General features: G+C 32.8%; 13 protein-coding genes and 1 other annotated feature. Of the genes, 3 read left to right on the top strand and 10 right to left on the bottom strand.

What is annotated here, in order from left to right:
• Positions 1–42: 42 nt before the first annotated feature.
• Positions 43–897 carry a MetQ/NlpA family ABC transporter substrate-binding protein gene (locus tag GMA06_RS02410; RefSeq protein WP_163561570.1) on the bottom strand — a complete coding sequence of 285 codons (855 nt, stop codon included), beginning with the start codon at positions 895–897 and terminating at the stop codon, positions 43–45.
• A 105-nt stretch (positions 898–1002) separates the two neighbouring features.
• Between GMA06_RS02410 and clpP the strand changes: the two genes are divergently transcribed.
• On the top strand, positions 1003–1596 hold the full coding sequence (gene clpP, locus GMA06_RS02405; protein WP_163545627.1) for an ATP-dependent Clp endopeptidase proteolytic subunit ClpP: 594 nt from the start codon (positions 1003–1005) through the stop codon (positions 1594–1596).
• A 143-nt stretch (positions 1597–1739) separates the two neighbouring features.
• Positions 1740–1968, bottom strand: a binding site (T-box leader).
• A 67-nt stretch (positions 1969–2035) separates the two neighbouring features.
• Here the strand turns inward: clpP and polA are convergent.
• From polA to tpx, 6 genes are all read right to left on the bottom strand, one after another.
• Complete coding sequence (gene polA / locus GMA06_RS02400; protein WP_163561569.1) at positions 2036–4663, bottom strand: DNA polymerase I; 2628 nt, start codon at positions 4661–4663, stop codon at positions 2036–2038.
• 65 nt (positions 4664–4728) lie between these two features.
• On the bottom strand, positions 4729–6060 hold the full coding sequence (gene murC, locus GMA06_RS02395) for a UDP-N-acetylmuramate--L-alanine ligase (protein ID WP_163545625.1): 1332 nt from the start codon (positions 6058–6060) through the stop codon (positions 4729–4731).
• Complete coding sequence (locus GMA06_RS02390; protein WP_163561568.1) at positions 6053–6559, bottom strand: hypothetical protein; 507 nt, start codon at positions 6557–6559, stop codon at positions 6053–6055. The genes murC and GMA06_RS02390 overlap by 8 nt, the downstream gene beginning before the upstream one ends.
• 9 nt (positions 6560–6568) lie before the next feature.
• Positions 6569–7177 (bottom strand): YtpR family tRNA-binding protein, encoded by a 609-nt coding sequence (gene ytpR, locus GMA06_RS02385; RefSeq protein WP_163561567.1) that lies wholly within the window; start codon positions 7175–7177, stop codon positions 6569–6571.
• 7 nt (positions 7178–7184) lie between these two features.
• Positions 7185–8264 carry a glutamyl aminopeptidase gene (pepA, locus tag GMA06_RS02380; protein ID WP_345940866.1) on the bottom strand — a complete coding sequence of 360 codons (1080 nt, stop codon included), beginning with the start codon at positions 8262–8264 and terminating at the stop codon, positions 7185–7187.
• 134 nt (positions 8265–8398) lie between these two features.
• Positions 8399–8893 carry a thiol peroxidase gene (tpx, locus tag GMA06_RS02375; protein ID WP_163561565.1) on the bottom strand — a complete coding sequence of 165 codons (495 nt, stop codon included), beginning with the start codon at positions 8891–8893 and terminating at the stop codon, positions 8399–8401.
• 115 nt (positions 8894–9008) lie between these two features.
• Between tpx and GMA06_RS02370 the strand changes: the two genes are divergently transcribed.
• Positions 9009–9851 (top strand): pyridoxamine kinase, encoded by an 843-nt coding sequence (locus GMA06_RS02370; protein WP_163561564.1) that lies wholly within the window; start codon positions 9009–9011, stop codon positions 9849–9851.
• On the top strand, positions 9841–10374 hold the full coding sequence (locus GMA06_RS02365) for an ECF transporter S component (protein WP_163546305.1): 534 nt from the start codon (positions 9841–9843) through the stop codon (positions 10372–10374). Before GMA06_RS02370 ends, GMA06_RS02365 begins: the two co-directional genes overlap by 11 nt.
• Positions 10375–10820: 446 nt before the next feature.
• On the opposite strand, the gene pepF is transcribed toward GMA06_RS02365, so the two are convergent.
• The 3 genes from pepF to pgmB all read right to left on the bottom strand — a co-directional run bounded on the left by pepF (position 10821) and on the right by pgmB (position 15187).
• Positions 10821–12614 (bottom strand): oligoendopeptidase F, encoded by a 1794-nt coding sequence (gene pepF / locus GMA06_RS02360; RefSeq protein WP_163546304.1) that lies wholly within the window; start codon positions 12612–12614, stop codon positions 10821–10823.
• Positions 12615–12763: 149 nt separating this feature from the next.
• Positions 12764–14509, bottom strand: a complete 1746-nt coding sequence (locus GMA06_RS02355; protein WP_163561563.1) for a glycoside hydrolase family 13 protein — start codon at positions 14507–14509, stop codon at positions 12764–12766.
• An 18-nt stretch (positions 14510–14527) separates the two neighbouring features.
• Positions 14528–15187, bottom strand: coding sequence for a beta-phosphoglucomutase (pgmB, locus tag GMA06_RS02350; protein ID WP_163561562.1), 660 nt, complete (start codon positions 15185–15187; stop codon positions 14528–14530).
• Between the last annotated feature and the right edge of the window lie 11 nt (positions 15188–15198).

Genomic DNA, 15198 nt, shown 5'->3' with positions numbered 1-15198 from the left:
AGACACTCAAGTGGTGTTTCACATATTTTTTATACTTTAAAACTATTTATTTGTTTTCCAAACGGGATAATATTGACCTGGTGCTACTTCATTCATTTTCTCAACAACATCATCAGATTGGAATAATTCCACAATTTTTTTATAAACAGGATTATCTGCATTTTTTTCTTTTGCTGCAATAATATTGTAACGGTCTGCTGGAATTGTATCTAAATAATCTGCATCTGTGAAAATATTGTCTTTAATAGATAGACCTGCATCTGTTGCAAAAGAACCTCCAATTGTTGCTGCGTGTACATCATCTAATGTACGCACTGCTTGGGCAGATTCAACTTCTAAAAACTCAATATTTTTTGGATTACTTTCAATATCTGTTAAAGAAGATTTTGTACTACCACCATCTTTTAATTTAATAACACCTGCTGTTTGTAAGGCAACTAACGCACGACCTTGAATAGCTACTTCTTTTGGAATAGCAACTTTAGCACCCTCAGGTAAATCACTTAATGATTTTACTTTATTAGAGAAGAAATATAGTGGTGTAATAATGGTTAAACCTATTTCTTTTAAATCGTCTTTATGCTCTGTATTCCATTGTTTTAAATATGCACGATGTTGATATGCATTCAAATCAATAGACCCTTCTGATAGTGCCACATTTGGTTGAACATAATCATTCATTTCAATAACTTCTAAATCAATATTTTCTTTTTTAGCTTTTTCAGCGACAAAATTCCAAATATCGTGTGATGGACTACCGACAACTGCAATTTTTACTTTTGTCGGTTCTTTTGTTGTTGATTCTTGATTACTTTGTATTTGTGGAGCTTGTCCACAAGCTCCTAATAAACATGCTGCTAAAGCAACTGTGAAACTTTTTTTAATTTGTTTTATCATAATATATTCTCCTTTTTCTATTCTAATAATTTATAAAAGACATTTTACTTTACTAACCCGCAAGATACTTTTATACTAAGTAAAAACAATCTTTGGAGGAAAGAAATGAATTTAGTGCCTACTGTTATTGAACAATCATCACGTGGCGAGCGTGCTTACGATATTTATTCAAGACTTTTGAAAGACCGTATTATTATGTTGAGTGGCCCTATTGATGATGATGTAGCAAACTCTGTTATTGCACAATTACTATTTTTAGAAGCACAAGACCCTGAAAAAGATATTTATTTATATATCAACTCACCAGGAGGAAGCGTATCAGCCGGTTTAGCCATTTATGATACAATGAACTTTATTAAAGCAGATGTGCAAACCATTGTCATTGGTTTAGCAGCTTCTATGGGAAGTTTTTTATCTTCATCTGGTGCAAAAGGTAAACGTTATGCATTACCAAATGCAGAAATTATGATTCACCAGCCATTAGGTGGTGCTCAAGGTCAAGCAACAGAAATCGAAATTGCTGCAAAACATATTTTATTTACACGTGAACGTTTAAATAAAATTTTAGCAAAAAATACAGGTCAAAAAATAACAAAAATCGCAAAAGACACTGATCGTGATAATTGGTTAACCGCACAAGAAGCAAAAGAGTACGGTTTAATTGACGACATTATGGTTAGCTCAAAAGATATGAAATAAATACAAGAGGTCAGCTTTGGCCTCTTTTTTATAACAAGTCTTTTTCCCATGTTTCAATCTCTTCTAATGTATCAGACTATCATCACCTCTTACATACACTTATTTCATGTCAGATAAACAAAAAGCCTCTAGTATTTTAAAATACTAGAGGCGGATTATCGCGTTACCACTCTACGTTCATGTATGCTTTACAACACACACCTTTACCAGTACAATCATACTGTTGTGTTATATCGTACACATGACGGATATACCTATTAGATATATCTTACTCCAAGACCATTTTCGAAGCACTATCATTGCTTTTTTTCATCAACCAAAAGCTCTCTTTAATATGCATCATGCTTTTACTTATCTTTTCAACGTTTATCTATGAAATTAACATCACTATAACGTATACAATGAGAAATGTCAATATGTTTTATCATTTTTTTCTCATTTATTTCGCATCATACCATGTGTCCCCTATTTCACAATCCACTTTCAACGGAACAGATAATGACACAGCGTTCTCCATGACCTCTTTCACAAGTTTTTGCATGATTTCAATTTCCTCTTCAGGCACTTCAAAAATCAACTCATCATGTACTTGTAACAGCATTCTTGACTGAACATGTCGTTTCTCCATTTCATGTGCCATTCGTATCATCGCTATTTTAATAATATCGGCAGCACTTCCTTGAATAGGCGTATTCATTGCTGTACGTTCAGCAAATGAACGAATATTAAAATTACTAGACGATAAATCCGGTAAATAACGACGTCTATGATTTAATGTTTCTACATACCCTTGTTTTTTTGCCAAAGCAACAATATCATGCATATATTTTTGTATATTTGGATATTTTTCAAAATAACGATCTATAAATTCTTTAGCTGCTTTTCTTGTAATATTTAAATTTTGAGATAATCCATAATCGCTTATCCCATAAACAATACCAAAATTAACTGCTTTTGCTTGACGCCTCATGGCATCGTCAACCTCTTCTCTTGCAACCCCAAACACTCTCATCGCCGTACTTGTATGAATATCCTCATCAGATACAAAAGCCTCTTTCATATGTTCATCATCAGCAATATGTGCGAGCACACGCAATTCAATTTGTGAATAATCTGCCGATAATAATTTCCAGTTTGGATGGCTAGGTACAAAAGCTTTACGAATACGTCGTCCCTCTTCCATACGGACGGGAATATTTTGTAAATTAGGGTCGGTTGAACTTAAGCGTCCTGTTTGTGTTAAGGTTTGAACAAAACGTGTATGAACTTTTTGATCCACATCCGAAATATATTTCAATAAGCCTTCCACATACGTTGATTTCAATTTTGTAATTTGACGATAATCCAAAATTTTCTCAACAATTGGTACGTACAATAATTTTTCTAATACATCAACCGCTGTTGAATAACCAGTTTTTGTTTTTTTGCTAGCTGGTAGACCAAGTTTTTCAAAAAGGATTTCACCAAGTTTTTTAGGTGAATTAATATTAAATACTTCTCCCGCCAAGTCATAAATTTCTTGTTCTAAAGTAACGATACGTTCTTCTAATATATCTTTCATATCCAACAAAGTCGTATCATTCACTTTAATCCCTAAACATTCCATCTGAGCCAGTACATGTGCTAAAGGCATTTCCATATCATAATATAACGCATCCAATGATTGTTCTTTTAATAATGTATCAAAAATTGGATACAATGCTTGTAGTGCATCTACTTTTTGAGCCAAATGCTGTTGCCAAATTATTGGTTCTGGAATAGCTAATTTAACACCTTTTCCATAAACAACTTCATCACTTTTAACACTTGTATGGTAATATTCCGATGCAACTTGAGAAATATCCGAATTTGTTAAATTTGTATTTAATAAATAAGCTGCTAATAAAATATCAAAAGCCATACAATCAATGTTTAATCCATATCTTCTTAACATTACTTCTGTTTTTTTACGATCAAATACGATTTTTGGATGTGAACTCATTAACCAGTTTTGTAGTAAAGAGGACGCTAATAATGTTTCCCATCGCGACACATAAATACGACCTTGATTTGACCAAGCAATTCCTACTGGTGTACCGGTATGATAATTTTCCTCCAGTAGCTCAATATAAAAAACACCGTCTTGTGAAACCATATCCGATGTAACTTCTTCTACAAATTCATAAGCACTATCAACAATATCAATTTTTTCTTCTTGCACATCTAATTGACTTAAAAATTGTTTAAATTCCATTTCTTTATAAAACTTTTCTAAAGCAGGAATATTTTTCCCACGATATAAAGTGTCGTCTAACGTAACATCAATCGGTGCATCAGTTAAAATACGTGCTAAATTTTTACTTAAAAAAGCATTTTCTTTATCTGTAATCAAGTTTTCTTTTAACTTACTGGTCTTCATGTCCTGTACATGATCATATACACCTTCAACACTACCATATTCTTGAATGAGTTTTAATGCTGTTTTTTCACCAACTTTTGTAACACCCGGATAATTATCCGAAGAATCACCCATTAAGCCCTTTACATCAATCAACTGTTTCGGTGTAATTCCCATATCATTCATCACAACTTGAGGCGTATAGGCATATACTTCCGAACCTTTTTTAGTAATATCCACACGAATATGCTCACTTGTTAGTTGGATTAAATCTCTATCTCCAGAAACGACAACAACTTCAAAATTTTCCTGTTCACCCATTGACGCAAGTGTTCCAATAATATCGTCTGCTTCATAATTCAATAACTCATAATGTTTGATACCCAAGGCATCGAGCATTACACGAAAATATGGCCATTGTTCAGCCATTTCTTCAGGCATTTTATCACGCCCACCTTTATATTCTGTGAACATCTCTGTTCTAAATGTTGTTTTACCTGCATCAAATGCAACCAATATATGTGTGGCTTCTTCTCTTTTCATCATACTATCGAGCATCGTATGAAAAGCATATAGAGCATTTGTATGTAGTCCTGTTTTTGTTTTAAATTTATCTAAATAAGATAGTCCATAAAATGCACGAAAAGCTAAACTACTTCCATCAATTAACAGTAATTTATTCTTTGACATTGTTGTCTCCCTTCTATAAAGAAACAGTACCGTATACATATAACGGTACCGTATATTTTAAATGTTTAATTTTTATTTAATTGTAATTGACCTAATAAATTCGTATAATCATTCGCAATTTTGTTAATATCGCCTGCTCCCATAAAAACAATAACTGCATCTTTATAATCTAATAACAAAGATAAATTGTTTTTATGCAAAATTTGGACATCTTTTGTAATTTTATCTGCTAAATCTTGAACAGTAACATCGCCAACTGTTTCTCGTGCAGAGGCAAAAATATCACATAAATAAACTTTATCTGCTGTTGATAAAACATGAGCGAATTGTTCTAAAAGTGCAACGGTACGTGTAAACGTATGTGGCTGAAATACCGCAATCACTTCTTTATCTGGATATTTTTGATGCACAGCATCTAGTGTCGCGGCAATTTCAGATGGATGATGTGCATAGTCGTCAATAATAGTCATACTACCCACAATTTTTTCTGAAAAACGACGTTTTACACCAGAAAATGTTAATAAAGCTTTTGCCACATCTTCTGCTTTAAAACCTTCTAAATAACATAATGAAATCACACCTAATGCATTTAAAACATTGTGCAATCCATACGTTGGAATGTGGAACGTTCCATAAAATTGCTCTTTGACATACACATCAAACTTTGACCCGTCTTGTGCACGTTCAATATTTCTCGCTATAAAATCATTAGTTTCTTTAAATCCATAGTACATGACATTACCTAATGATTTTAAACGTGGTAAATAAGCATCATCGCCACATGCAACGACTATTTTTTTTACTTGCTTGGCAAATGCTTCAAATGCAGAAAATACATCATCAATATTTTTATAATAATCAGGATGATCGAAATCCACATTTGTCATAATGGCATAATCTGGATGATATGCCAAAAAATGACGACGATATTCACATGCTTCTAACACAAAATATTCTGCATCATTTGCTCCAAAACCTGTACCATCTCCAATTAAATAACTTGTTGGTTTCAATGTTTTTAAAACATGAGATAATAATCCAGTTGTAGTTGTTTTTCCATGAGAACCAGTTATCGCAACACTCGTATATTGGTTAATCAAATCTCCCAAAAATGTATGATAACGAATGACTTCCGCTCCATTTTCTCTTGCTTGTACCAATTCTTCATGATCATCCGTATACGCATTTCCAGCAATAACTATATGTTGATTGTCTAAGGTTGCCTGTAAAAAATCATATAACGGAATACGTTGGTCTTCCAATCCTTTTTGTGTGAAGAAATATTCTGTTTTATCACTACCTTGAACTTTTTTCCCTTTTCCATTTAAAACGAGTGCAAGAGCACTCATTCCAGATCCTTTTATCCCCGTGAAATGATAAATTTTCTCTTCAGTCATATATATTCTCTCTTTCTACACGGTTCGATAAATACGCTATATCACGATTTTCTTGCTCTAAAATACCATTTATAGAACGATTTAAACCACGTTTTTGTACTTTTTTTGCTTTTTTATTCACGTCTGGATGACTCTGTGTTTCTTCTTCTAATAATTGTGATAACTTCGACAAATCATGATATAACTGTCGACTATTTTCTGCAAAGAGCAACAAATCTTCCTCTGAAACAGATAAACGCCCATAAAGACTTCTATAATCAACTGGCGTTTTTTTCTCCATACCTTTTAACAAAGACGGCACTTCACTTCTCACAAATGGACGTGATTGACGTTTTTCTAATTGCTTTAATTCGTCGTCACGCTTCTTTTCATATCGTTGTTTTGCTTGTTCATCTCGCACATGCTGAAATGGTTTTGATAGAACGATTTCAGATTTCATTTGACGCTTTTCTAATCTAGGATACCCATTATGGATTAAATAATTTGGAAAATCAATCATTTTCTCCTCCTACACCAAAGGAAAAGGCTGTCCAACTATTCCCTCGTCTAACACTAAAATACCTCTTTTATCAGGTGCATTTGGTAACTGTAATTCCCTAGCAGAACATAACATACCTTGACTGGCAATACCACGTAGTTCTCCGTCCCAAATAATCATGCCACTTGGCATCACTGCTCCAACTTTTGCGACAACTACACGTTGTCCTACTTCTACATTAGGTGCTCCACATACAATTTGTAATGGTTTATCTTGCCCAACAGACACAGTTGTTACATGTAGATGATCTGAATCAGTATGATCAACACATGTATCCACATGTCCTATCACAAATTTAGGTGTATTATCTACGGTAATAGTTTCCCATTGATATTTAGATAATAGCTCATTCAACATCACAACTTGATCATCTCTTAGTAAGACTTGTCCATGCCCTTCAAGTGTCATTTTCTCAGATATATTGAAAATATTATAAGCTACTGTTTCATTTGTTTCTTTGATAAACACACGTGTCACATCGTCTACACGTTCAAAGTCTACTGGTTCATCTGTTTCCTTACGAACTAATAAAAGCGTATCTCCAACATGTTCTTTATTATAAAATGCTAAAAACATCATATTCTCCTTACCCATTCATTCGTTTAATTGTATCAAGTGTACTGCTATCAAATGTTCTCATAATGTGTACGATCATTTCTTTAGCAGCCTCATAATCTTCAATAGCGAAAATTGTTTGATGTGTATGAATATATCTTGCACAAACACCAATCACAGCGCTTGGTATCCCTGTATTCATTTGATGAGCTGCACCAGCATCTGTTCCACCTTTAGAAACAAAGTATTGATATGGAATACCATGTGTTTCAGCCGTATCCAATAAATACTCTTTCATTCCTTTTAACAAAATAAAACCGGGATCTAAAATACGTAATAACGTTCCTTTTCCAAGATGCCCAAATGTACCATTTGTTGTTTGTAAATCATCTGCTGGTGAACAATCTACCGCAAAAAAAACATCCGGTTGGCATAAAACAGTAGACCCTTTTGCACCTCTTAAGCCAACTTCTTCTTGCACATTTGCTCCAGCAATAATGGTACTTTTTAATGTATCATCTTTTACTGTTTGAAGAGCATCTAATAATACAGCACATCCATAACGATTATCCCATGCTTTTGATACAATCCGTTTTTTATTCGCCAATAATTCTGTTTCAACTTTTGGCACAATCGTATCTCCCGGTCTTACACCATAAGCAATTGCTTCATCTTTAGACTCAAATCCGGCATCAAATAAAATATTGTCAATAGAGATATCTCCAGATTGGTTTGTACCTCTTAATAAATGCGGAGGAACTGATGAAGAAACACAGGTATAATCACCTTGTTTTGTTTGCAGTGTAAAGCGTTGTGCAGAAACAACATAAGGATTCCAACCTCCCAAAGATGTCACTTTAAACAAACCTCTATCTGTAATATGTGTCACCATAAAACCTACTTCATCCATGTGCGCAGCAAACATCACTCTAGGAGCCTGTTTATCTTGATGTTCTCTCACACCAAAAACACCACCTAGACCATCTTGTTCGATTTTATCTACTAATGGTGCAAGTTGTGTTTTCATATATTCTCTAACATTATGTTCAAATCCACTTGTTGCTTGTAATTCGGTTAATTGTTTAATGCGTTTAAACGTTTCTTCATTTATCATAAACTATTATCACTTTCTTTTTTTGTATCTATAATCATACCATATTTTATGTATGAAAAAAAGTATCCTAGACGATATCCTATTGAATATGAAAAAACCATAGAATAATCTCTATGGTCTGTTCTTCATATTTATCCTACCAACTCTTTAGCAACCTCTAAAGCTTTTTCATAGTCTGGTTCTTGTGTCATTTTAGGCACAATTTCTATATATGCCAAACGTCCTTCTTTATCAATGACAAATACAGAACGTGCCAACACGTCTAATTCATCCATAACAATACCATACGCCATACCAAAGTTTTTTTCAATATCTGGTAACATAATCATATCGACACCTTTTGATGCACACCAATTATTAAATTCTTCTGGTGTATTTTTCGCAACTGTAACGAGTGTAACATCGTTTAATTCACTAACTTGTTTATTAAATGCTCTTGTTTGCATGTCACAAACCGGTGTATTGATATTTGGAATAACACTAATAATCGTCACTTTTCCTTTTAATTGTTCTAAAGAAATAGCATCACCTTTACTTGTCACGCCATTAAAATTAGGAGCCATTTCGTGAAGTATTGGTTGTTCTCCTAATAATAAATATTTTTTCAATAATCTTGTTACATACATATTTGATAACTTCCTTTCTTTGTCACCTTTTTAATTTATTATACTCCAAAACATTAGATTTTTGTGATAAACTTTGTTAAAATAAATCAACATCTTTATTAGAAAGGGGCAATTCATGAAACAATTACTCGTTGTAAATGATTTATCCTGTCTTGGAAAAGTGGCGATTTCTGTTACGCTACCTATCTTAGCAACAACGCAGATTGAAACGCATTTATTACCTACGGTTTTACTTTCTGCACATACAGGATTTCCAAATGTTTATAAACACATATTAACATCAGATTTAGAAGACATTTTACATCACTGGAAAAAAAATATCGACTTAACTTTTGATGCTATTCTAACTGGTTATTTTGGTCATAAAGAACAAGTCAAACTATTTTTAGACCATTTACCAGATACAGACTTACTAATTGTAGATCCCGTTATGGCAGATAATGGTAAATTGTACAGTGGATTTCCACATGATTATCCAATGGTATTGAAATCGTTATGCGATAAAGCAGATATTATTTTACCCAATTTAACAGAAGCTTGTCTATTATTGAATAAACCAATTCCTGACCAATATACACAAGAGGATATTTTAAATATTTTACATGCTCTATCCAATGAAAAAACACAAACTGTGATTTTAACAGGTATCTCCTTTGAACAAGGTAAAATCGGTGTTGCCTATTTACATCACGGCGTATATGGATACTGCGATACAAAGTATATCCCACATTATTTTTCAGGAACTGGAGATATTTGCTCAGCACTAATAAGCTCATTACTAATTCAACATATCCCTATTCATCAAGCTGTACAAACGACACTCGATTTCATTATTGCCTGCTTAGATGATACACTATCTTCAAAAAAAAATACACTTTATGGTATCGTCTTTGAAAAACAACTACCAAATTTATCTAAACATATACAATTACTGAAAGGATACTCGCATGAAAAATAAAGAATTTAAACAACTTATTTTAACAGCTTTATTCGCTGCTATTATTTTTATTGGTACTTATTTATTTAGAATTGAAATTGCTCCAAAAGTCATGGTGCACTTAGGAAATGCTCTTGTTGTAGTGACATTTTTTATTCTTGGAACAAAAAGTGCTATGATTGCTGCATCTGTTGGTTTTGGTATTTTCGACTTATTAAGTGGCTATGCCAACTCTGTTGTCTTTACAGTCCTAGAATCTTTAATTGTTGTTGCTGTATTGGGTATTTGTTATCGTCAACTTCACCAAAAAGACACATTAACAAATGTAACACTACTAGCTTTTATTGCAGGCTTAACTAAAATCATTGTGATTTTCACTCGAAAATATATCACAAATGCCTTTATTATCGGAAATGGAACGACGTTTATCGCCACACTTATCGGTATGACCAATACATTCATTACCTCAACCATTACAGCAATTATTGCACCTATTCTATATTTTTCTATGAAAAAATATATTGTCCCTTTAATGAAAAAATAAGAAAAAACACCAATTATTTCATAAAATAATTGGTGTTTTTTCGTATGGTTATAGGATAGGGAAAGATACGCCCTATAGATATACAGAAAACATTCCTTACTTTTTATTTTTATATCATACCCTCTATTTAACCAACTATTCGTTTAAAACTCAATAACTTATATAAAACGATATAACAACTATTTATAAAATATCCCCTTCTCAAAATAAATAAAAATACTGGAGTGTTTTCTGTATGATAATTATACAACTTAAAGAAAAATGTGTAAATGCACCCTACCCCCATTACAATCATATTTCTAACAATAAATCCACATATAATAAATGTTTTTTTATGCGTTCTAAAAACCAAAAATACTATTTATAACAATTCTTTGATAGGCTATAAATTTTATCCTAATATCACAAAACCAGAGTGAACTATCGGTTCACTCTGGTTTTCTGTTTTATTTTAATTCATCTGTTAAACGGTATAATTCATCAACTAAATGTCCAACATAAGCAATCGCTTCTTTTAATGGTTGTTCTGTTGATACATCACAACCACCTAATTGGCTTAATTCAAGTGCAGACATGCTGCTACCTTTTGTTAGTGTGTTTAACCATGCATCTACTTGACTTTGTTCATTCATTTTATTGGCAACAGCTGTTCCAATTGTTAAACCTGCTGAGTAAGTGTATGGGTATAATCCCATGTAATAATGTGGTTGACGCATCCATGTTAATTCAGCACCTTCATTAACAACAAGACTATCACCAAAAAATTCTTCTAAAACCTCTCTCTTGATTTGATTTAATACATCTGCTGTTAGCATATCGTTATTGTCAACTTTTTTGTATACACGATCTTGGTATACAGCTTCTAAGTAGTGCGTTACCATATTGTGAAAATATGTACGACTAATCATATTACTAATAACCCATCGTTTAAAGCGTGCATCTGTACTTGTACTTAATAGATAATTCGATACAATAACTTCATTACATGTTGATGGTGCCTCAACAAAATATAATGGACAATCAAAATTTAAAATAGATTGGTGTTTACCAGTGGACATGAAGTGATATGCATGTCCTAATTCATGTGCTAAGACAAATACTTCATTCATTTTACCTGTCCATGATAATAGAATGAATGCTGCCACATCTTTAACAGTTGCACAAAATCCACCCGTACTTTTTCCAATATTTTGTGGGAAATCTGTCCAACGTTTATCATAGCTCTCATCAATCATCGCCACATAGTCTTGTCCTAAAAGGCCTAATGCTTTTTTCAAATAATCACGAGATTCTTCGATTGTCATATCTACTTCAAATTCTGGGTCTAAATTGATTTTACAATCAGCAAATTGCATATCAGAAATACCATGTTCTCTTGCTAAAAGTTTAATATAACGACGAATATGTGGTGCTAATTCTTGCATAATGACACGAATTTGTCTGTCATATAAATCACGATTTCCATCTTGTTTATCTAATAAATAGTCAATCACACTTTCATAACCACGAGCTGTTGCCAACATTTTTTCACGTTTAATATGTGAAATATATTCATTGGCTGTTGTATTTTGATACGCACGCAATGTTTTATAGAAACTTTTTGCTGCTTGGCGACGCACAGATGTGTTATTATCCATTTCATGTAAGTTTTCATATAAAACATAACTATTCTCGTATGTTTTTCCGTCTACTTCAAACGAATCAAATTGCATATCTTCAAATTTTGTCACTTCGTATAAGTTATAAAAGGACGGTAGACTTTCATAACTTGCAATGATTTGTTCAACATCTTTAGACAATGTATGTTTTTTTGCACGTTTAATTTTTTCAAAGAAATACGCTAAATCTGAACGTTTTTCAGCAACAAATGTATCTAATATATCGTCATTTAATCCAGATAATTCTGTTTCAAAGAAACTTGTATAGGCTGCAAATTTAGAAGCAACTGCTTCAAATAATGTGGCATTTTCCACAACAGTATCATTGAAACGGTCTACTGTCATTGGTAATTCCGCATAGTGAGATAAGCGATAAAGTTTTTCAAGCAACACTTCGTACGCTTTCACACCTAAGTCCATTTGTTCGATTGTGTTTAATGTATTTTCAAATGTTTCTTTAAATGTTTCAATATCTTTCTCAAATGTTTTTAACTCTGTTCGAAAGGCTTCATCTGTTTGATACAACAAGCTCATATCCCATGTATGTGCTTGGTTAACATCTTTTCTATCTACTAGTTTCATACTTTTTCCTCCAAAAATTAAGATAGCTTTATTATATCATAAATCGCAAAAATACGATTGCATAGACTTTTCTTTTTTGTTTTTCATGAAAGTAATGGTTTAAATAACGGTTTTGATGTACATAAAAATGCACTTTTGACATAAATCCTTTAAAAGACAGCATATTCTATAGTACATTCATTAGGAGATAAGATACCCTTTTTTTCTTGTGTTGAAAAAACTGACGTGCATTCTAAAGCAATTTGATTTTCACTTAAATTAAAATAACCTTTTAGCATACGTTTTCCACATGTTCGTGTTATCGTCACAAGATGATGTTCACATGTAAGCTGAACATCTCCTGTTCCTAATACATCAGCGTAACTCTTTCTAAAGTGAATTAACTGTTTGGTAAAATTCAACATTTTTTTATCCTGTTTGGCTGTATCCCACCACATTGGCTTACGACAATCTGGATCTCCTTCCCCCGTCATTCCTACTTCTGTACCATAATACAAACATGGTGTCCCAAATTGCATAAACATAAATGCCAAAGCACACATCACGCGCTTTTTATCTCCTTTTGCTACAGTTAATACACGAGGTGTATCATGGGAATCTAATAAGTTGAACATCACTTCATTTGTCTGTTGGCGGTACATCATCATTTGCTCTTGAAGTTGACTTATCATCTCTTCTGGTGCTATTTTTTTAGTGAGAATACCTTCTTTAATGCTATCTGTAAAAGCATAATTCATCACAGCATGAAATTCATCACCATTTAACCACGCTTGAGCAGAGTGCCAAATTTCTCCTAAAATATAAAAATCTTCATTTAAGGCAACTGCTTCTTCATAAAATTTCTTCCAAAAATGATGATCTACTTCATTGGCAACATCTAATCGCCATGCATCAATGTGAAACTCACGAATCCAATATGTTGCGATATCTAATAAGTATTTTTGTACCTCTTCATTAGCTGTATTTAACTTTGGCATATTGGCACTAAAAGAAAAGGTATCATACTCTAAATCTTTTGTATTTTCAATATCTATAATTTCTGTTTGTCCAACTGGAAATCGTAAAATATGAAACCAATTTTTATATTTAGAGTGTTCTTGATGCGTTAAAACATCTTGCCATTGTTTTGAGTGATGACCGAGATGATTAAAAACTGCATCTAGCATAATTTTCATTCCTTTTTGATGAGCAGTATCAACCAATGTTTTAAACAAAGATTTATCACCAAAATGTCTATCAATTTGCATATAATCAATAGTGTCATATTTATGATTGGTACTCGCTTCAAAAATCGGACAAAAATATAATCCGTTGACACCAAGTTCTTCTAAATAGTCTAGGTTATCCAAAACACCTTGTAAATCCCCACCAAAAAAATCGGTACGACTAGGGTGTTCTTTACTATCCCAAGATAGCACATTTTGAGGAGATAAATCAGGATTACCATTGGCAAAACGTTCTGGAAAAATTTGATACCAAACCGTTTCCTTTACCCACTGAGGTGTTTTAACCATGTCTTTTTCATGAAAATAAGGCAATCTGAAATAATGAGAAATCGTTTGTAATCCTTTATCAGAATAAATATTCACACCTTTATCACTATAAATGTACCGTGTATCATTCACAGAAGTCACAACAAATAAATATGCTAAACGTCTATGAGGGGCACATACACTGACTTGAAAATAATCATATAACTTAGTAGAAGCTATTTTTCTCATAGATTTATTTTGTAATGCATCAATCGTTTCACTCATTAAATACGGATCTCCATAAAAAATCACGATATCTTTAACATCATCTTTTTTGGCTCTAAAACGTATGTGCATGGTATCTTTTGTATATAAATAAGCATATTCACTTTCTGGTCTATGATATAAAGATGCTAATTCCATTCTTTTTTCCTCTCTCAGTCATTTTCTAGCATTTTCTAATAATTTATCTAACTGTAATTGACTTGTATCTGATACGATATAATCTGCTTCTTTTAATACAATGAAATCCCCAATGCCAACAGCAAACATCCCTGCACGATGTATCGCTTCTATACCTGCTTGTGCATCTTCTAATCCAATACACTCACTTGGCTGCAATCCAAGCATATCTGCACCTTTCATATAAATTTCTGGATTTGGTTTACCATGTATTAAAGACGAAGGGTCAACAATGACATCAAAATAGGACTGCACACCCAAACGATTTAAAATCATCGGCCCATTTTTACTAGCAGATGCCAATGCTATTTTTAATTGTCTTTGTTTTGCCTCTTTTAATAAATCGCGAATACCTGGTAGAACATCTTTTTCTGTCATCTTCTCAACAAAAGATAAATAATGTATATTCTTTTTATCGGCTAATATTTCCTTTTGTTTTTGTGTATACTGCTCCGACTGATGACCGTGCTCTAAAATTAATTCAAGAGATTCCATACGACTAATTCCTTTTAATCGCTCATTAAATGCTCTATCAAATGGAATGCCTAAGTCTTGCCCTAATGCTTTCCACGCTTGATAATGATATTCTGCACTATCTGTAATGACACCATCTAAATCAAAAATAAGTCCTTTTATCATTGTACTTCCCT

The organism is Granulicatella sp. zg-84, from assembly GCF_010892375.1.
Lineage (GTDB): Bacteria > Bacillota > Bacilli > Lactobacillales > Aerococcaceae > WM01.
This window is presented reverse-complemented; position numbering and strand designations above follow the sequence as displayed.